Annotated in this window: 14 protein-coding genes; 10 read left to right on the top strand and 4 right to left on the bottom strand. The window is 66.8% G+C overall.

The genetic code is table 11. The features are described 5' to 3' along the window. The first annotated feature begins 1 nt into the window (after position 1). Entirely contained in the window at positions 2–2,803 is a 2,802-nt protein-coding gene (locus IPK20_15295) for a VWA domain-containing protein (protein MBK8017951.1), read from the top strand. Here the strand turns inward: IPK20_15295 and IPK20_15290 are convergent. Next, a complete protein-coding gene (locus IPK20_15290; GenBank protein ID MBK8017950.1) occupies positions 2,729–3,133 on the bottom strand; it encodes a hypothetical protein in 405 nt (134 codons plus the stop codon). The genes IPK20_15295 and IPK20_15290 overlap by 75 nt on opposite strands. A gap of 636 nt (positions 3,134–3,769) precedes the next feature. Here IPK20_15290 and IPK20_15285 point away from each other — a divergent pair. The 9 genes from IPK20_15285 to IPK20_15245 all read left to right on the top strand — a co-directional run bounded on the left by IPK20_15285 (position 3,770) and on the right by IPK20_15245 (position 17,004). After that, on the top strand, positions 3,770–4,375 hold the full coding sequence (locus IPK20_15285) for a Rieske 2Fe-2S domain-containing protein (protein MBK8017949.1): 606 nt from the start codon (positions 3,770–3,772) through the stop codon (positions 4,373–4,375). Between the two features lie 55 nt (positions 4,376–4,430). Continuing rightward, positions 4,431–6,170 (top strand): PQQ-dependent dehydrogenase, methanol/ethanol family, encoded by a 1,740-nt coding sequence (locus IPK20_15280; GenBank protein ID MBK8017948.1) that lies wholly within the window; start codon positions 4,431–4,433, stop codon positions 6,168–6,170. Positions 6,171–6,602: 432 nt separating this feature from the next. Continuing rightward, on the top strand, positions 6,603–6,890 hold the full coding sequence (locus tag IPK20_15275; GenBank protein ID MBK8017947.1) for a hypothetical protein: 288 nt from the start codon (positions 6,603–6,605) through the stop codon (positions 6,888–6,890). After that, positions 6,891–9,035, top strand: a complete 2,145-nt coding sequence (locus IPK20_15270; GenBank protein MBK8017946.1) for a PQQ-dependent dehydrogenase, methanol/ethanol family — start codon at positions 6,891–6,893, stop codon at positions 9,033–9,035. It abuts the gene before it with no gap. A 90-nt stretch (positions 9,036–9,125) separates the two neighbouring features. Beyond that, the gene (locus tag IPK20_15265; protein ID MBK8017945.1) at positions 9,126–10,607 is read left to right on the top strand and encodes a hypothetical protein; all 1,482 of its coding nucleotides are present in this window, start codon (positions 9,126–9,128) and stop codon (positions 10,605–10,607) included. 121 nt (positions 10,608–10,728) lie between these two features. Further along, positions 10,729–12,345: a VWA domain-containing protein gene (locus IPK20_15260; protein MBK8017944.1), complete on the top strand. Its 1,617-nt coding sequence runs from the start codon at positions 10,729–10,731 to the stop codon at positions 12,343–12,345. Positions 12,346–12,363: 18 nt separating this feature from the next. Beyond that, the gene (locus IPK20_15255) at positions 12,364–13,869 is read left to right on the top strand and encodes a VWA domain-containing protein (protein ID MBK8017943.1); all 1,506 of its coding nucleotides are present in this window, start codon (positions 12,364–12,366) and stop codon (positions 13,867–13,869) included. Next, entirely contained in the window at positions 13,824–15,011 is a 1,188-nt protein-coding gene (locus tag IPK20_15250) for a hypothetical protein (protein ID MBK8017942.1), read from the top strand. The genes IPK20_15255 and IPK20_15250 overlap by 46 nt, the downstream gene beginning before the upstream one ends. Positions 15,012–15,672: 661 nt before the next feature. Then, on the top strand, positions 15,673–17,004 hold the full coding sequence (locus IPK20_15245; GenBank protein ID MBK8017941.1) for a PQQ-dependent sugar dehydrogenase: 1,332 nt from the start codon (positions 15,673–15,675) through the stop codon (positions 17,002–17,004). 102 nt (positions 17,005–17,106) lie between these two features. On the opposite strand, the gene IPK20_15240 is transcribed toward IPK20_15245, so the two are convergent. The 3 genes from IPK20_15240 to IPK20_15230 all read right to left on the bottom strand — a co-directional run bounded on the left by IPK20_15240 (position 17,107) and on the right by IPK20_15230 (position 18,458). Next, entirely contained in the window at positions 17,107–17,433 is a 327-nt protein-coding gene (locus IPK20_15240; GenBank protein ID MBK8017940.1) for a hypothetical protein, read from the bottom strand. Positions 17,434–17,632: 199 nt separating this feature from the next. Next, the gene (locus tag IPK20_15235) at positions 17,633–18,052 is read right to left on the bottom strand and encodes a hypothetical protein (protein MBK8017939.1); all 420 of its coding nucleotides are present in this window, start codon (positions 18,050–18,052) and stop codon (positions 17,633–17,635) included. Beyond that, positions 18,039–18,458 carry a hypothetical protein gene (locus IPK20_15230; protein MBK8017938.1) on the bottom strand — a complete coding sequence of 140 codons (420 nt, stop codon included), beginning with the start codon at positions 18,456–18,458 and terminating at the stop codon, positions 18,039–18,041. Before IPK20_15230 ends, IPK20_15235 begins: the two co-directional genes overlap by 14 nt. Positions 18,459–18,530: the final 72 nt, after the last annotated feature.

The following is an 18,530-nucleotide window of genomic DNA, read 5'->3' as shown; positions in this document are numbered from 1 at the left end:
CATGCAACTCGGCCTTTCGTCCTGGTGGCCGTTGTGCCTGCTTCTGCTCGTGCCGCTGGGCGGATGGGTGGCGTTCCGGTCGCGGCGCGGCATGGAACGCTGGAGATCGCGCACCGTTCACATCCTGCGCGCGTCATCCATCATGTGCGTGATTGCCGCGCTCTGTGGTCCCACCGTGCAGACGCCGAGCGACGACGTTTCGGTGGTCTATGCGCTGGACGTGTCCCACAGCGTATCCCCGCAGTCGGTGCGTTCCGCGATGGCCTGGATAAGGGACACCAACGAGCGCTTCCGTCCTGCACAGTCGCGCTTCGTCCTCTTCGCGGACCGGGCCCGGTTGCTGACCCGCATCGATGACATCGACCGGGTGCCGGTGAGCGACTCGCAGGACCGGTCCTCCATGGCCATCGACCAGAGCGCGACGGATCTCGAGGCAGGTGTGGCGGCTGCCCTGGCGGGATTCCGTCCCGAACATGCCAAGCGTCTGGTGCTCATCACGGACGGCAAGCAGACACGGGGCGATGTGTGGCGCCAATTGTCGCGGCTGCGCAACGAGCGGGTGCGCGTCCATACGATGCCGGCACCCACCGGCTATTCTGCGGAGGCCTGGCTCGACGGACTCGACGTTCCCGAGAACGTTCGCCGTGACGAGCCTGTGGTCGCCCGCATCCGGCTCATGGCGACCGCTTCGATGCGGGGGCGGCTCGAGCTGCGAGTGAAGGACGAAGTTCGCCTGGAACGCAGCGTTTCCCTCGCAGTGGGCCGGAACGATGTCGAAGTCGATCTCCGGTTCCTGCGCGAGGGCGAGAATCCGGTCAAGGTTTCGTTCACGGCGCCCGGGGGCCGCACGGACTCGTCGGTATCCAGTGTCTGGGTCGGGCCCCGCCTGAGGCTCCTCCACGTCGAAGGTGGGAGCACGGGCTCGCACTACCTCGCGGAGGCACTCGAGGCGAACGGCATCGACGTGACGGCGATCGGTTCGGCACGGTTCACGGAGGATGCGGCGACGGCACTGAACGAAATGGACGCCGTGCTGCTCAGCGACGTCAACGCCGAGACGTTGAGCGAGCAGGCCACTGACCTGCTCCAGCAGTTCGTTCGCGATCAGGGGGGCGGACTGATCTTCGTGGCCGGAGAGAACACTTACGGCAAGAGCGGCTTCTCCGGCGGCATGGTCGAACGGATGCTGCCCGTGAGGTTCGAGGCGCGGCGCAAACGCAACGAACTGGATCTGGTGCTGCTGCTCGACCGTTCGCACAGCATGCGGGGAGACAGGATCGAGCTGGCGAAGACCGCCGCACTCGCGACGCTCGACATGATGGAACCCCAGCACCGGCTGGCCGTGGTGGCCTTCGACTCGAGGCCGCACGACGTGGTGGCCCTGGCGAAGGTCGGCACCCGGCGGCGGGCCGAGGATGCGATCGGCACCATCACCACCGGTGGCCGGACAGACGTCTACAACGCGCTGTGGCGAGCGCACGAGCTCCTGGCGGGCTCGGAGAGCAAGACCAAGCACGTGATCCTGCTCACCGACGGCCAGAGCGCACCGCCTCCGAACGTGGGGGTCGCCGCAAAGCCCGACTCGGCGATCATGCGCACGCTCGAGAGCCTGCTCCAGGGCCAGGGACAGAGCGCGGAGCGCACGCGGAAACTGCTCAATGCCGACGCACCGGATCGGCCGGCGGCCGCGGAGGGCGGCTACGAGGATCTCGTGGCGAAGATGGTCGTCTCGGGCATCACTCTGTCCACGGTCGCCATCGGCGACGAGCCGAATCTCGCGCTGCTGGCTTCTCTCGCGGCGCAGGGAAACGGCAGGAACTACGTCGCCCGCCGGGACAGCGAGATCCCCGGATTGTTCGTGACCGAAGCCAGGCGCCTGCTCGGAGAAGCGCTGGTGGAGGAACCGTTCCGGCCTCGGGTCGTGGGGTCCAGCGAGGTGCTGACCGGTGTGGACTTCGGCAGCGGCCCGGAACTCAAGGGCTTCGTCACGACGAAGCCCGGGCGCTTCGCGGACGTGCTGCTGGAGGCGCGGGACGAGGCTCCGCTTCTCGTGGAGACGCGATACGGACTGGGCAAGACCGTGGCCTTCCTGTCGGATGCGAAGAACCGGTGGGCGAAGGACTGGCTCGTGGCAGGGCTACGGGCGGCTCTGGGGTCAGGTGGTGCGTGCCGCCGCACGGGAGCCCGGAGACCCCACCCTGACGTTGGAGGTCACGCGCAAGGAAGGCGACGCGCTGATCAAGCTGACCGCCTTCGACGACGACGGCTCGTATCGGAACGAGCTGTGGCCGAAGGTGAGCGTGCGGCATCCGGACGGCGGGTCGTCGGTAGCCGTTCTGCGTCAGTCCTCGCTCGGGACCTACACGGCCAGCCTGCCTCTTCACCCAAGCTCAGGGGCTCCGTACCGCTTCGAACTGCTGGCGGGTCCGGGCATATCGTCCCGGGAAGCAGCACGCCTTCGGCCGCGCACGCTGTACTACCCGAACGTCGACGAGTTCCGGCCCCGTTCCCCCGACATCGCCCTGCTCAGGGCCCTCAGCGAACGCACGGGTGGCACGTTCGCGCCTGCGCCCGGCGAGATCGGGCGCATCTTTTCTCCGGCATCGGATGGCGGCACATCGACCACGGATCTCTGGCCCATGCTGGCGGCCATGGCCTTGCTGATGCTGTTGCTCGAGATCGCTGCGCGGCGCGTGTCCTTCCCGAGCGGCTTGCGCGGTGGCGTGCGTCAGTCGTCGCGCGCGGAATAGCGGGCGGCCGTGTCGTCGAAGATGCCCTGCTGTTGCAGGTAGTGGGACTGTAGCGCGTAGGCTTCCGCCTCGCGCGAGTGCCACTCAGACGTGCCGTACGGCACGGGACCCCGGACCGCCTGGGCGGCGTGGACGAGTTCGTGCAGCAGGATGCTCCGTCCGCGTTCGGAGGCGAGATCCACATCCGCCCGGATCAGGATCCGGCCGGGCCGTCGGATCGACACGCCGTAGCCCTGCACCGACTGCGGATACTGGTAGAACGCGGCGCACCGGCAAGGCATCTCCCGCCCAGGCAATTGCCGAAGTTCCGGAAGCTCCGCCGGCAGCGGATGACCGGACACGGCGACCAGCCAGTGCAGAAGGGAGAGGACCAACCGTTCCATGAACGGCTTTCTATCACCGCGTCCCGGGGCCTCGCGCGGGATCAACTTGCAACTGCGCCCAGGACGACTTCCCTTGTCGTCCCGAATCGCGCGTAGCCGTCGAAACCGTTCCGGTCGGCGAGATGGCGGCATGCAAGGTCTTCCATCCACTCTCGTCCAGCGTCCCCCGGCCGTGTGAGCAGCGGTTATCTCCGGGGTTCGCGGGCATCCATTCCTGCACGCAGTTCAGTGCATCGATGGGAAAACATCCGCACCGTGCAGGAGAGTGAGAAGGAGCGCAGACGCGCATGCGCTTCCCATTCTTCTCAGGCAGGCCAGGGGGGTTTGTCCTGAAAACCGTCTGACGAATGGCGAACCGGATGTCATGGCGGCCGTCGCAGTACCGGTCACGTCTGCCGTCGGCTGCGGCACGCGCCCGGCGTACCGGCGGAATTTCTCGGTGAGATCCGGAACTGATCCTTGCGCAAGAGAGGAAATGGACGCGCTCGCTCCGGATTGCGCACGTTCAGACTCCTGCTCCGATGTTCAGCCGTGGTCGAGTGCCCGGCCGTGGAGCAAGGGGCGCAAGCCCGCGTTCGCGCAGCCTGTCCCCGCTGAACCGCCATTCCCGTCTTCCGAGCAGCAAGGATCCAGTTCATGGCTTCACCCGATCGCGACGAACGCGTCGATCCCCAGGACACCGTAACACCGCATGAAGTGGAACGCAGATGCGTTCTGACCGGGGCGCTGGCCCTCATGCTTGCGCCCCTCGGCTCCACTGCCGCCGTGGAACCGCGTAACGCCCGTCCGCAGCCCGGTGACACCCTTGTCTACTCCGAAGGCGCGCGCAAGGGTGAAACCTTGGCGGCCAGCGAGATACAGCAGGGAGCCGCCCCTGTGTTCGCGTACCCGAAGGATCCCTCCACCGGCACGGTGCGCGATGGCGTGCGGATCAACCTCGTGCTCGTCGTGCGACCGGATCCCAAGAGCATCTCCGAGAAGATGGCGCCACTGTCCACCGACGGTGTCGTTGCGTACTCGGCCGTCTGCACCCACTACGGTTGCCAGGTGACGCTCATGCATCCGAACCAGCGCGCGGTGGTGTGCAACTGCCACGGCTCGACGTTCGACGTGGGCAACAGTGGAGATATCATCGGCGGACCGGCGACGCGCCGTCTTGCCGTCCTGCCCATCAAGTCGGCAGAAGGCGTTCTGACCGTGGCGGCCGGTTTCATCGGTCGATTGGGGCCGCCGCAGCAGTGACCGGGGCTCGCCCCGCAAGCAGTGCCACAACCTTAGAAAACCCAGGAGGTTAGCGATGAAGACGTGGACCTACGCCGCGCTTGTCGGGGCAGCAATCGTCCCCGCGGTGTGCGCAGCCGCACCGTTGGCGAGCTACAAGGCCGTCACGCAGGAACGGCTGGAGAATCCCGAGCCGGAAAACTGGCTCATGCACAAGGGCAACTACCAGGGCTGGAGCTACAGCCCCCTCGAGCAGATCACGACGAAGAACGTGAAGCGGCTCGTGCCCGTCTGGAGCTACGCCACCGGCGTGGGTTCCGGTCACGAGGCCTCCGCGCTCATCAACAACGGCGTGATGTTCGTGATGACGCCGTTCAACCAGCTTCTGGCCCTCAATGCGAAGACGGGCGAACTGATCTGGCGCTACAAGCGCGAGTTTCCGGAAGGCTTCAGCGCGCTGCACTACACGAACCGCGGTCCTGCGCTCTACGGCGACAAGGTATTCGTGGCCAACCTGGATTGCGTGCTGTCCGCTCTCGATGCGAAGACGGGCAAGATCGTCTGGGAAGCCGAGGTCTGCGACACGAAGGAAGGCGCCTACATCACGTCGTCTCCGCACGCGGTCAACGGCAAGGTGTTCGTGGGTCCGTCCGGCGGCGAGTTCGGCATTCGCGGCTACCTGAAGGCCTTCGACACCGAGACGGGCAAGGAGGTCTGGCACACGTGGGCCGTGCCCGGTCCCGGGGAGAAGGGGCATGAGACCTGGCCGCAGGACGGCCGCTGGAAGGACGCCTACAAGATCGGCGGCGGAACGATGTGGATGCCCGGCAACTACGATCCGAAGAGCAACACGCTCTACTGGGGCGTGGGCAACGGCTCTCCGTGGTTCGGCGACCAGCGCCCCGGGGACAACCTCTACGTCGCATCGGTGCTCGCGATGAACCCGGACACCGGCGCGATCAAGAGCCATTTCCAGTACCACTGGAACGACTCGTGGGACTGGGCCGGCATGAACGCCCCGACGCTGATCGAACTGGATCGCAACGGCAAGAAGGTGCCCGCGCTGATCAGCGCCCAGCGCAACGGCTATCTGTACTGGCTGAACCGTGACGGCGACAACGGCAACATCTCCTTCAACAAGGCGGTGCCGTTCGTCAAGCAGAACGCGTTCAAGAGCATCGATCCGAAGACGGGACGTCCCTCGTACGTGGACGAAGCCGTTCCCAAGACCGGCAAGGAAGGTGTGTACTGCCCGAGCCTGTGGGGCGGCAAGGATTGGCCGTACGAGGCGTACAACCCGAAGACGGGCATGCTCTACATCCCCTTCAACGACAACCACTGCATGAGCCTCACCGGCAAGATCGAGGAACGTGTTCCCGGCAAGTGGTCCGCGGGCGTGGACATCCCGGACATCAAGCTGCTGGTGGACAAGGATCCTCCCTACATCGGTGGCATCCAGGCTTGGGACGTCAATTCCGGCAAGCAGATCTGGCGTGAGCAGTACAAGAAGTCCTGGAACTGGGGTTCGGTCATGACCACTGCGGGCGGTGTGCTGTTCGCGGGCGGCACGAGCGACCGGATGTTCCGGGCGTACGACGCCAAGAACGGCAAGCTGCTGTGGGAACACAAGGTCAACTCCGGCATCATCTCGCCGCCTTCCAGCTTCTCGATCGACGGCGTGCAGTACATCGCCGTGGTGGCAGGGTGGGGCGTGGACGCCGCGTTCGTCCAGGGTCTGATGCACGACCTCTCCGGCTGGGAGCCGAAGGAAGTACCTCCGGGCGGAACGATCTGGGTGTTCGCGTTGCGTGACTGATCGCGTGTAGGAACAACGCATCGGTCGCAGTCACCGAAAGGCCGGCGTCGGTTACGACGCCGGCCTTTTCCTTTTCAGCCGTTGTAGTCCAGCCGCATCCGACCATCACTGTGGACGCAGCCCGGCGCGTTGGCGGACCGCCGCGCCGTGTCGAATGCAGCGCCACCACATGAACGTCAGCGCGTGGATGGAATACTCGTCCCGAATTGCGTTTCCCTTCCGGTTGCGTTCTCGACAACGGTCGCGGAGGAAGGGCGCGCAGGTGGTACGGCGTCACGCCGCACCGGGACACACCAGGCAATCCGGACATGTCCCCATCCCCGTTTCCTGCCACTTCGTCCGGGGATACCTCGGCAACGGTCCTCCCGGGGCAGGGACCGAGGCCGATGGCTGCCGGGACTACCTCTCCCGATGTCCAGGAGAAAGTGCCCGATGGATGCGGTCGATCCGGGAAAGAAGCAGACGCTGCGCGAGATCGAGTTCCCGGCCGCCTCCGGAGATGTTCGCCCCCTTGTGCAAGCATGCCGGGAGTACTTCCGCGACGGGGCTGGATTGTTCAACCGCAACCAGGGAACAAGTCTTCGCCGCCGCGCGTGGGTTGTTCCGTTCGTTCTGCCCCCTGTGGACGAATACCTTCGCAATCGCCGCCGCACCAGGCCGTTCCAGTCCGTCGGATCGGTGCTGGCGGCAGCGATCACTCGAAAGATACCAGGAGGATGAATGAACACTCGACGAGTCCTGAGGCGCGTCACGGCTGCGTCCGCATTGGCTCTTCTCTGCACCCAGCCAGCCTGGGCGCAGAACTTCGCCAACGTCAACTTCGACCGCTTGATGAAGGCGGAGAAGGAGCCCGGCAACTGGATGACGCATGGCGGCACCTATCGCGAGGCGCATTACAGCCCGCTCGACCAGATCAACGTCTCCAACGTCGGCAAGCTGCAGCTCGCCTGGTATGGCGACTTCGACACCAATCGCGGGCAGCAGGCCACGCCGCTGGTGATCGACGGCGTGATGTACACGAGTTCGTCGTGGTCCAAGGTGTATGCGTACGATGCCGCGACGGGCAAGGAACTCTGGCGCTTCGACCCCAAGGTTCCCGGCACCATCGCGAAGAGTGTCTGTTGCGACGTGGTCAATCGTGGTGTCGCAGCCTGGAACGGCAAGATCTACGTCGGGACCCTTGACGGCCGGCTCATCGCCGTCGATGCCAAGACGGGCAAACCGGTGTGGTCGACCGTCACGGTGGACCAGTCGAAGCCCTACACGATCACCGGCGCGCCGCGCGTGTTCAAGGGCAAGGTCGTCATCGGCAACAGCGGCGCGGAATACGGCGTCCGTGGCTATGTCACCGCCTACGATGCCGAGACGGGCAAGCAGGCCTGGCGGTTCTACATCACGCCCAATCCGAACAACGAGCCCGATGGCGCGGCGTCCGACCGGATCCACCGCGAGAAGGGTTATGCGACCTGGGGTGACGGCGCGTGGAAGCAGACGGGGGGCGGCGGCACGGCCTGGGACGCACTCGTCTACGACCCGGACTACAACCAGCTCATCATCGGCACCGGCAACGCCAATCCGTGGAGCTGGAAGTCCCGCTCGTCCAATGAGGGCGACAACCTGTTCGTCGGTTCGATGCTGGCCATCGATGCCGACACCGGCGACTACCGTTGGCACTACCAGGAAACGCCCGGAGATGACTGGGACTACACGTCCGTGCAACCGATCGTTCTCACGGAACTCAGCATCAACGGCAGCAAACGCAAGGTCGCGCTGCATGCGCCCAAGAACGGGTTCTTCTACGTCGTGGATCGGAGCAACGGCAAGCTGATCTCGGCAGAGAAGTTCGCCACCGTGAACTGGGCGGCCGGCGTGGACATGGAGACTGGCCGGCCCGTGGTCTACGAACAGGCCCGCTACGGTATCAGCGGCGGCGATTTCCTGGCGATTCCGGGTCCGTTCGGTGCGCACAACTGGCACCCGATGGCGTTCAGTCCCAAGACCAATCTCGTGTACATCCCCGTCCAGAACATCCCGTTCGGCTACGCGGACGACGGCAGCTTCAAGTACACACCCGGTCACGGGGCCTGGAACCTGGGCATCACGTCCAAGCAGAACGCCGGCCCGCAGGACGAACCCGAGCGCAAGATCATGGCGATGCGCACGGAAGGTCACCTGCTTGCCTGGGATCCGGTGCGTCAGACCGAAGCGTGGCGCATCAACCACGGCGGCGTCGCCTCGTCGGGCGTGCTGGCGACCGGCGGCAACCTGGTCTTCCAGGGCACGCCGGACGGCAAGCTCGTCGCCTATCGATCCGACAACGGTCAGAAGGTCTGGAGCTGGCAGGGCTACGACGGCATCATCGCGGGGGCCATGAGTTACCTGGTCAACGGCGAGCAGTACATCGCCGTGCTGTCCGGATTCGGCGGTTCCAACGCCCTGCACGTGCCGTACTTCATGAACGCGAAGGTGGGCACGAACGGGCGGGTACTGGTCTTCAAGCTGAACGGCAAGGCGACCCTGCCGGACAACATGAAGCCCGTACTCGACGCGCAGGTGCCGAGCGACACCTTCACCGAGGAACAGGTGGCGAAGGGCGCCGCGCTGTTCGGCAACTGCGTGCTGTGCCACGGCTTCGGGATGAACACGAACAACATGGTCCCCGACCTTCGCCGTTCGCCGATCCCGTCCAACCGCAAGGCGTTCGAGGACATCGTCCTGCGAGGTGCACGCGAAGACAAGGGCATGCCGAACTGGGGCGCGACGCTCTCGCAGGAAGACTCCGAAGCGCTGCGCGCGTATATCGCCAGCCGGGCCAAGGTGCTCCAGCGCGACCTTGCGGCCGAGAAGACCGTGTCGAAGCGTTGATCCAGTCCGATCCCGCGCGTGTGGCGTTGTCCCCGCGCGGGACCGGTTCGCGAATCCTACGCCCGGCCTTTGCCGGGCGCTTCATTTCCCATGGCTGAATCGAGCCATTCAGAACGAGCGCTCTTCGTCGTGTCGTGCGCAGGAGCGGCCAGGCGAATACGGCGCACTCGCCTGATCGACTCCGGCATGCGGGCGCTGCGGGTCGCCGCAGTCGCCACAGTGACCGTGGGGCTGGGCTACTGGTGGGGCGCCGTACGTCTCGTGCCGCCTCCCGCAGTGCTCTTCCTGACGACGGTCCTCGTGGTCTTGCTCCTGCGCGCCCTGTGGCCGGGGCTCAAGCGGGTCGGCATCCGTGATGCGGCACTCACACTCGATGCCCGTGCCGGACTGAAGGACGAACTGCTGTCCGCGGTCGAATTCGTGTCGGCGCCGTGCGGGACACCGATGGAAGCGCTGCAGATCCGACGTGCGCGGCGCACTCTGGAATCCTTGCCTGCCGGCGTCATCGCACCTGGAGTGTCCCGGCAATCGCTGGTGGTCACGGCGGCGATGACCGGGACGGCCGTCACGCTCGCGGCCCTCATCGCCACCCACCTCATCGGGCCCGGTGTAATCACGGGCGTCGAACGGCCCGGCCGTCCGTCACCCGTGCACGCCACGGGTGGAACCGAAAACGCGGTCGGCGACCGGAGGCCGGACCGCGCCGGGCCAGATTCGACGGAAGCGGCCATCCCCAGGGCGCCTTCCCCGGGCGACCCGGCCACCGACTCCTCGGGTACGCGCCCGGCACGCTCGCCGGACTCGGACGCCACGGAGGGTGTGAACCCCTCCGCGCCCGCCGCGCGACACCTGAACGACGTAGCAGGCCTTCCTCTCAAAAGGCAGGAACGGGGCGCCGATTCCGCAGGCGAGGCCCTTGTGGCAGGACAAGCAGCAGACCGGAGCCTTCTGGAACGCATTCAGGATCTGTTCGGGGCATCGCGTTCGGACTCGCGCCCCATCGCGGGAGGCAACGGGCCGGAGAGGACGTCGCCGCCGGCTGCGGCCGTTCATCCGCACGAGTCCGTGGAGAGCGCTACGCTGCGGATGGCGGTGGATGACGTGGGCAAGTCCGATGGCGCGACCGCTGCGATTCGCCGAGGGGAAGCGACCCCGTCGCTCGTGCCGGAAGGCGCCATGGGCGAAGCGCGAGCCATACCCGACGGCAATGAGGGCTCCCGCCGTACGATCACGGAAGCAGCCAAGGGCACTGGGGCCGCCGGCGCCGGGCTCTCGGGCAACCGCTCCGCCGGCCTGCAGGAGGCACCCGACGTGCTCGGCGCGAAGACGGCTCGCCTGCCGGTGCGCATGGCTCGGGTACGGATCGATCCGGACGATCGCGACGATCCGGCAGATGGCACCGGTCCCTACGTGGCGACGCGACGCCAGTCATCCGACCTGGAGGCGACGTCCGCCGGGTGGACGAGCCCTCGCGTTCCGGAAACTCCGAATGGCCACCACCCCCCGGGCTACGCCCAGAGGGAGGCGGTACGGCGCTACTTCCTGGATCTCAACCGGCGAGATTCGCCATGAGCGCGGCCCGCGGATGGGACATGCCTGCGCTCCTGCTCGCCGCTGCAGTTGCGATTCTGGTGATCGCGGCATACGCGTACCGTCCCCCAGCCCCCCGGCGCACCGTCTCGTCGCTGCTCCTTTGGCAGCGCGTCGTGTCCGCAGGGCGCGTCCGGCCGGGACGGGCGCGCTGGTGGTTCTCCTGGTGCTCGCTCTGCTGGCCTCGGCCTGTATCGCGTTCGCCCTGGGCCGCTCGGGCCTGTTGCCGGGCGGTCGCGAGCGGCCGGTTCTGGCCCTGGTACTGGACGCTTCCTCGTCCATGCGGACGCGCCTGCCGGTCGGGCATTCCCGTTGGGTCCAGGCGAAGGCGCTGGCACGGGACCTCGTTGCGGCGGAACATCCGGACACCCGGTTCGTTGTCGCAGACACGTCCGAGGGGGGGACCGTCCGAGGCCCCTTTGGTGCCGGCGATGCCCTCGCGGCACTCGACGTCCTTCCGCCTCCGACGGGCGGGCGCACCGGCATGCCGATGCTGCCCGCCGCAAGAGGGGATCCCCGCCGGATCGAGTTCATTTCCGATGGCGTGAGCGGAATCGAACCGGGGGAGGGCGCGGGAAAACAGACCGTATTCCAGCGTGCGGACAACGCCGGTGTGATGTCGTTTCGCGTGGAAATCACGCCGAACGACGTTCGCCGGTCCATCGCAACCGCCGTGATCCGCAATGCTTCGCCCCGCACGAGGAACGTCGACCTGGAGTTGCGCGGCTCCGCCGGGTCGATACACCGTTCGTTGACACTGGAATCCGGGCAGACAGTCGCCGAGACCGCCGACGTTTCGCGGCTGGGTGCGGGCACGTTGCGGGCAGTCGTGCATCTGGCGGGCGACGCCTACGATGAAGACAACGAGAAGGTGGCTGCGGCGCCCGATCCGGGAGTGCGTCGAATTCTCCTCGTCTCGCGCTCGTCCGGAGTCCTCGAGTCGGCGCTGCGCGCCCTCCCCGGCGTATCACTCAGATTCGTCAGGCCCCAGGCGTTCTCAGGCGTTTCGGGTGTCGACGCCTGCGTGTTCGACGATTTCCAGCCGGCGGATCCGCCCGGCGTTCCCAGTCTCTGGTTTCAGCGCTCGGCGTCTGCCGGCGCCGTGGTCGCCGCATCGCCCAAGGTGACGCGGATTGCCGGTGCACATCCACTCGGGAGCGTGGTTCCCTGGCGTGATCTGCGCTTCAGACGGGCTGTGCTGGCCGATCCGGCCGACGGGGAGGCGCACGACACACCCGTCGTTCTCGCAGCGATGGGCACGTCGGATCGGGAGGGTGCGCTGGTCCGCACGTCCATCCTGCCTCACCGGCGCATCGTCGCCGGTTTCGGGATGAACGACTCGGATATCGCGTCGAAGCCGGACCTCATCGTGTTCCTGGCCGCCGCGCTCGACTGGATGACCGCGGGAAGCTCAACGCTGATGGTTTCCCCGGCGAGCAGAACTGGCGCGCAGGCCGCCCTCGAAACGGATACGGACGGCAACGGGACCCGCCGGAGGCCGGACGCCCTTTACCGCGCTGCTGCCGGAGATCGGAGCCGAGCCGAACAGGCGGAAGCGGTCGACATCAACGCCAGCGCGTGGCCCGAGGCAGCGCACACCCGCGCCGGTCCCGGCGGAAGGCAGGCTCCGCGATTCGATCCGGCGGTCGCGGCGTTGTGGGTCGCCGTTGTGCTTCTTGCGTTCGAGTGGGTCGCATTCGTTCGCGGGCGCACGGTCTGAGCTCGTGAGCGAACGAAGATGCTGACGTTCACGAATCACTGGGCGGCCATTGCGTTGTTTCTGCTGCCGCTGGTCATGTGGGCGGGACGGCACCGCATGCATGGGAACGTCCCTGTATTCGGGCCATCCCAGCGGATCCTCCGCGTGCTCGCGCTGACAGCTCTCGTGGCCGCGATCATGCAGCCGCAGTGGTGGCGCTCCGTGTCCCGCTCCACGACGGCCGTGGTGGTGGATGTTTCCCGCAGCATGGCCGGCCGCGGGGTCGCCGCGGCCGAACACTGGATGAAATCGTCGGACGTCCGCGCGGGTGCAGGCGGCGCGCGCATCGTCGTGTTCGCCAGCGGCCCGACCGTGCTCGGTGAGGACGAATCGCCGATCGCCTTCGGAGCGGCGGGTCGAGACATCGTTGCCGACCCCGGCACGACCGACATCGAACGTGCGCTCGACGCATCGCGAACGATCCTGCCTGCGGACAGCTGCCGCAACGTGGTTCTGTTCTCGGACGGCAACGAGACAGTCGGGCAAGCGTGGCGTGCGGCGGACCGGCTCCGGCGCGAAGGTGTCGTGCTCCATACGCAGGCCGTGGAACCGGGTGCCGCGAGACCGTTGCGGATCCTCGGTGTGTCGTTGCCACCCGGGCCGAGAAAGAACGAATCCATGCCGATGGTGGTCCGCGTGCATTCTGCAACGGCCGGTTCTGCAGTCCTGGAATTGTCCTTGAATGGCGGTCCGGCCAGCGGTCTGCCGGCAACGCTGCAACCTGGTCTCAACGAGTGGACTGTCCCGGTCACGATCGCCCGACAGGGTGCAAACGAACTGAGCATAGGCGTCGTTTCGTCACGGGGCACGGACGGCGGAAGCGATCGCTGGGTCGAGGCCTTCACAGCCGGGCCTGGGGTGAGAGTCCTGCTGGAAGGACGGGATCCCCGCGAGATGATGTCGATCGCGGTGGCGCTGAGGCAGCATGGCATCCAGGTCCGTACGCGGTCGCCCGCGGACGATGCGCTTCCTGACCGGCTTGGAGAAGTGGCCGACGTCGTGGTACTGGTCGATTCGGGCGATCCGGTTGTCCCGCCTGCGATGTTCGGCCGGCTGGAAACCTTCGTGCGTGACGGAGGAGGGTTGGTCTTCGTCGCGGGCGAAAACAGCAACGGCGAAGCGGCGAAGTCGGCGGTATCCCTGGAACGCATCCTCCCCGTCCGCTTCGAGGCAAGACGCCGCAAGCGCGACATGGATCTCGTGATGCTGGTCGACCGTTCGTTCAGCATGCGCGGCATGCCTCTCGAGCAGGCAAAGTCGGCCATTCTGTCTGTGGTGGACATGCTGGAGCCGCATCACCGGTTCGGCGTGACGGCCTTCGATGCGCGGCCGCACGAGATCGTCCCGTTGCGGCCGGCGGGCGCGCGTGCGGATGCCGACGACCGCGTGTCGAGAATCGTCGCAGGGGGCAGACCAACATCCACAACGCCCTGTGGCAGGTGCTGCGGCAGTTGCGCGATTCCAGGGCCCGCACCCGGCACGTGATTCTCCTGTCGGACGGGAACACCGCGCCTGTCGGGGTGCGGCCCGCGGATCCTCGGGTCGCCTCGGTGGCGGCATTGCAGGAATCGGGCGATGCCGATGCCGGACCGCCTGCGAGCTTCGAGGACATGGCATCGCTGCTGCGCCAGGCGCGCATCAGCGTTTCGACGGTGGCGATCGGTGGCGACGCCGATCTCGAACTGCTGGGCAATCTCGCCCGCTGGACTGGCGGTCAAGCATATGTCTCGCGCAGGGACGACGAAGTGCCCGAACTCTTCGTGCGGGACGTCACGCGGCTGACCGGTGGCTCGCTCCTCGAACGGCCGTTCAGACCGGTCGTCCGGGAAGCGGACGCAGCCACCGCCGGTCTGGACTTCTCCCGTGCGCCGCCGCTCCTGGGCTATGCACTCGCGCGCGCGAAGCGGCATGCGCGGGTGCTTCTGGACGCGCGGCCCGGCCATCCTCTTCTCGTGACCCATCGCTACGGGCTGGGAACGGCCACGGCATTCCTGTCGGACGCGCATGCACGCTGGTCGGCCGAGTGGCTGGATTGGCCGGGCTACGGAAGGTTCTGGGCGCAGGTCATGCGGGCGGCCGCTCCCTCCTGGGAAGACGGACGCCGGCGCTTGAGCGTATGGCGCGAGGGACGCGACGCGGTCGTCCGGCTGGACAGTCTCGACGCAAGGGGCGCCTTCAGCAACGCCGAGCACCCGTCGGTTTCGATGAGCGGCGGGGGTCGGGAGCCGCGGCAGGTGGCTCTTGTCCAGAACGGTCCCGGCCGATACGAGGCGCGCGTTGCGCTCGAACCCTCCGCGATCCCCTATCGCTTTGCGCTGTCCGGCACAGGCGAGGGCATCGCGAAGCACGACGCGGTCCGAAGCGTGTTCTACCCCCGCGCGGACGAGGATGAAGGACTCGCCGCCGACCGGCCGATGCTCGAGGGTATCGCGCGGCATGCGGGAGGCGCGCCCAGCGCGCCTTCGGCCGAGGTCCTTGCAAGTTGCCGGTCGGATCGCCGCACCGCTGTGGAGCTTTGGCCCGCGTGTTCGGCACTTGCTCTGGGGCTGTATTTGCTGGAGATCGGCTTGCGGCGGTTCGGCGGTGCTGAACGTGCGAGTCGTCGAGGGGGCGGCAGACATGGGTGACGGTCCGGTCGCGGGCCGGGAATCACGCCTCGACTCGCCCTTTCCGCACGGCGGAAGCCCCGGATGGGACACGCGACGAACCCCGGACCGTGGCGCTGCATCGAGCCACGCCCCGGGGATGGGCACTTGCCGGGAAAGAGACGGGGCCTCATAGGGAAATTCACCTCTGCCACGCTGGAAAAGACCCGCCTCAATCCCGGTCCCAGGATGTGCGACAACGAGAAATGCATCTACAGCCCGAATCGGCGCCGGCGCCTAATCTTCGTCCTGCAAGTTCGTTGGGCGTCCGCGGCACCGGACGCCGGACGGGGTTCGAGAGATCGCGAGATCTGCAGGCCCGCCTTGCGAGATTTTCAGTACTTCCCGATTCATACGCCTCCTTCGCGGAGGCGTTTTTTTTTTGGCGCTGCCGGATCCGGGTGCCGGTACTTGTCCCGGTTGCGTGCCTCGGCGACACGGCGGGCTCTCAGAGCCGGCAAACAACGCGGCGGGAACATCGCCTAACGGAGGGCGGGCATCCGTCCCGTGTCTGCTGCGGCGCGATGAAGTACTGTCCACGTCGCCTCTCGTGCCGGTGTCGACACCGCCCGTTCGCCGCCGTCAGCCTTGTCCTGCCACCTGCGATCCACTCCGTTCGGTCGAGCCTTAGGAGCTTTTCCCCATGAGACATTTCCTCTGTCTGTCGATGACGTTCGCCGCATTGATCTTGCCACGTGCACATGCACAGAATCTGGCGCTGGAACTGGTGGCGGAGGGTTTGACCGCACCAGTCCACGTCGAAGACGCGACCGACGGCAGCGGACGGCTGTTCGTGGTGCAGCAGGACGGTGTGGTCCGCACGATCGGGCGCGCTGGACGACTGGAGGCCGAACCGTTCCTGGACCTTCGTTCGCGGCTGCGGCCGCTCGAGCAAGGATTCGAGGAGCGCGGCCTGCTCGGATTCGTGCTCCATCCGGATTTCCGCCACAACGGCCGGGTCTACGCGACGTACTCGGCCCCGCTGCGTGCTGGCGCTCCGGCGCACTGGAACTACACGCGCCGCGTGTCCGAATTCACGGCCGCGCCGGGCGACCTGTCGCGCATCGATGCCGGAACGGAAAGGGTGCTTCTCGAACTGGACTGGCCCAGCAGGAAGCACAACGGCGGGGGGCTCGCCTTCGGCCCGGATGGGCATCTCTACGTGGGGATGGGCGACGGCGGTGTGTCCCACGGCGTGGGCAAGAAAGTCATCTGGGAAGCGTTCGAGGTGCCCGCCCCGGCGCTCGCCTGGGACGGGCTGGCCCAGGATCGTCAATCCCTGTTCGGCAAGATCCTGCGCATCGACGTGAACCACGGATTTCCCGGCTATGCCATTCCCGAGACCAATCCCCTGGGCGGCCGGACAGGTCGCGCCGAGATCTGGGCCTGGGGATTCCGCAATCCGTACCGTATCGCGTTCGATCGCTCCGGCGATGGATCCTTCTTCGTGACGGCCATTGCGGAGACATTGTGGGAGGCGGCCTATCAGGTGCGGGAACCGGGCAACTACGGCTGGCCGCTCATGGAAGCGACGCACTGCGTGGACCGGTTGCAGCCGCGGCGGCCTCCGGAGCAATGTCCCGACCATGATGCCAACGGCGCTCCACTGCGCATGCCGGTAGTCGAGTACCCCAACATGCAGGCGTCGCACCCGGACACGAAGCTGGGCATCAAGGGAGGCGGCACCGCGATCACGGGCGTGCGGATGTACCGCGGCGATGCCATTCCCGCCCTCAAGGGCCGCCTGGTCTTCACCGACTGGAGTGCGTCGTTCAAGGAACCGTCCGGGCAGGTCTTCGTGGCCGATCCCCCGGCCGCGGGGGCGCTGTGGAAGTACGAGAAGGTGCTGGCGGTGAACAGCCGGATCGTGGGAGTGGCCGAGGACGGAGCCGGGGAACTGTTCGTCCTCACAAATGAGACCTTCGGGCCCTACGGCACGACGGGAAAAGTGTTCCGGCTGGTGTCCAGACCCTGAGCGGTGACGCACCGTGCCTTCAGTATCGTGCCGGTCCGGCGAGCGAAACAGGCCGATCCGACAAACAGGTTCACTTGCGCAGGCTGCGGAAACATCCGCGGCTCAGGGCGCGCAGCGGTGGGGCAGACCCGGAGAAATCTGACAGCGGGAAGGGGCGGGACAGTGGGTATCCTGCGTACACACGCACCGATTGTCGGTGCATCGCCCCGTGTTGCAGTCCTTGTCCCGTTCACAGGCTCCGCCGAGGGTCTGCTTGGCGACGCCCTTCATCGCGAGAAACATCTTCAGATCGTCGCCTGACGCCGCTGCCACGGCCTCCAAGGGGAGGTCGGGGTTCTCCGCGGCGCACGCCGGCATCGCCAAACTGGTGCCGGCGATCGTCCAAATCAGCAGCATGGCGTACTGCAACGCGCGCAGGGCCCCTGGCATGGCGGTCTCCTGAAGCAGGATTGGGGACAGGCTCGAGGGAGGGATGTTGCACCGGGCGACCGGTGAATCCAATGGCCCGAATTCCCGAGATCACGCGGCGTCGCAGAGTTCGCCCGGCCGCCGTCGCGTTTTCTCCGCGCAGTCGCGCGGTCCCTGTCCGGGAGAAGATGCCCCCGCCGTTGCCGTACGCGCGGAGCGGCTACCAGTAGTACCAGTATGGCCAGCGCCCCACCATCGGCCGGTGGGGAAAGGCGCCGGGCGGCCCCCATCCCCAGCCCCAGTACATGTTCTGGTACCGCATGCGGGCGTCGAACTCGACGGCGTCGAGATAGCGCTTCTGCAGGTGATCCAGCACCTCGTCGGGAACGCCTTCCTGCTTCAGTCTCGCGTACTGCGATCCCGACAGCGGCAGCACGGTGCGGCTGTCGTTCAGTTCCTTGATGATCTCCGCGGCAGGCCGGTTTTCCCTGGACATCTCGACCACCTGTTCCATCGTGAGCGGCGGCCGGCGTGGCGTGGTGGCGCAGCCACTCACGAGGACGGCCGCCAGGAGGATGGCTCCTGCGCTGGTCAGGAAGGAGGGCCAGGCGTGACGGTGTCGATCTTCAGCTTGGAACACGTTGAGTTCTCCGTCGAATCAGAAGAGCCGCTGCGACTGCATAGGCCGTCATCAGCACGTGCAGCAGCCAGGGCGACCTCAGCGCATCCAGGCCCGCGGCTGCCCTGGCCAGCGCGGTGCCTGTCTCGACCAGGACCAGAATGCCCAGGACGGTCCAGCCCGGCCGCAGACCGGCGCCTTCCTCCATCCGGGCGAGCCTCATGCCCAGGGGCGCCGCGCACAGGGGCACGACGAGAGCCAGCAGGGCGAAAGGAGCAAAGATGGCTCCCGCCACGGGCGCGGCCGCATCGACACCCCCGGTCCATTGCGCGGAAAGGAAAGACAGCGCATTGACGGCAAGCTGGCTGCCGGCGGCGATGACAAACGAAGCGGCGAGGAACAAGACGAGGGCGGACCGTGTTGACATGACCAACTTTAGAGTGCTCAACTGGCAGCAGGTTTCAGGCGGTGTGCCGCCAGAGCGCAAGGTCGCCCCAGG

The sequence above is a fragment of the Betaproteobacteria bacterium genome (genome assembly GCA_016713305.1).
Lineage (GTDB): Bacteria > Pseudomonadota > Gammaproteobacteria > Burkholderiales.
The sequence above is the reverse complement of the archived record's forward strand: the minus strand, read 5'-3'. Positions and strand labels throughout refer to the sequence as shown.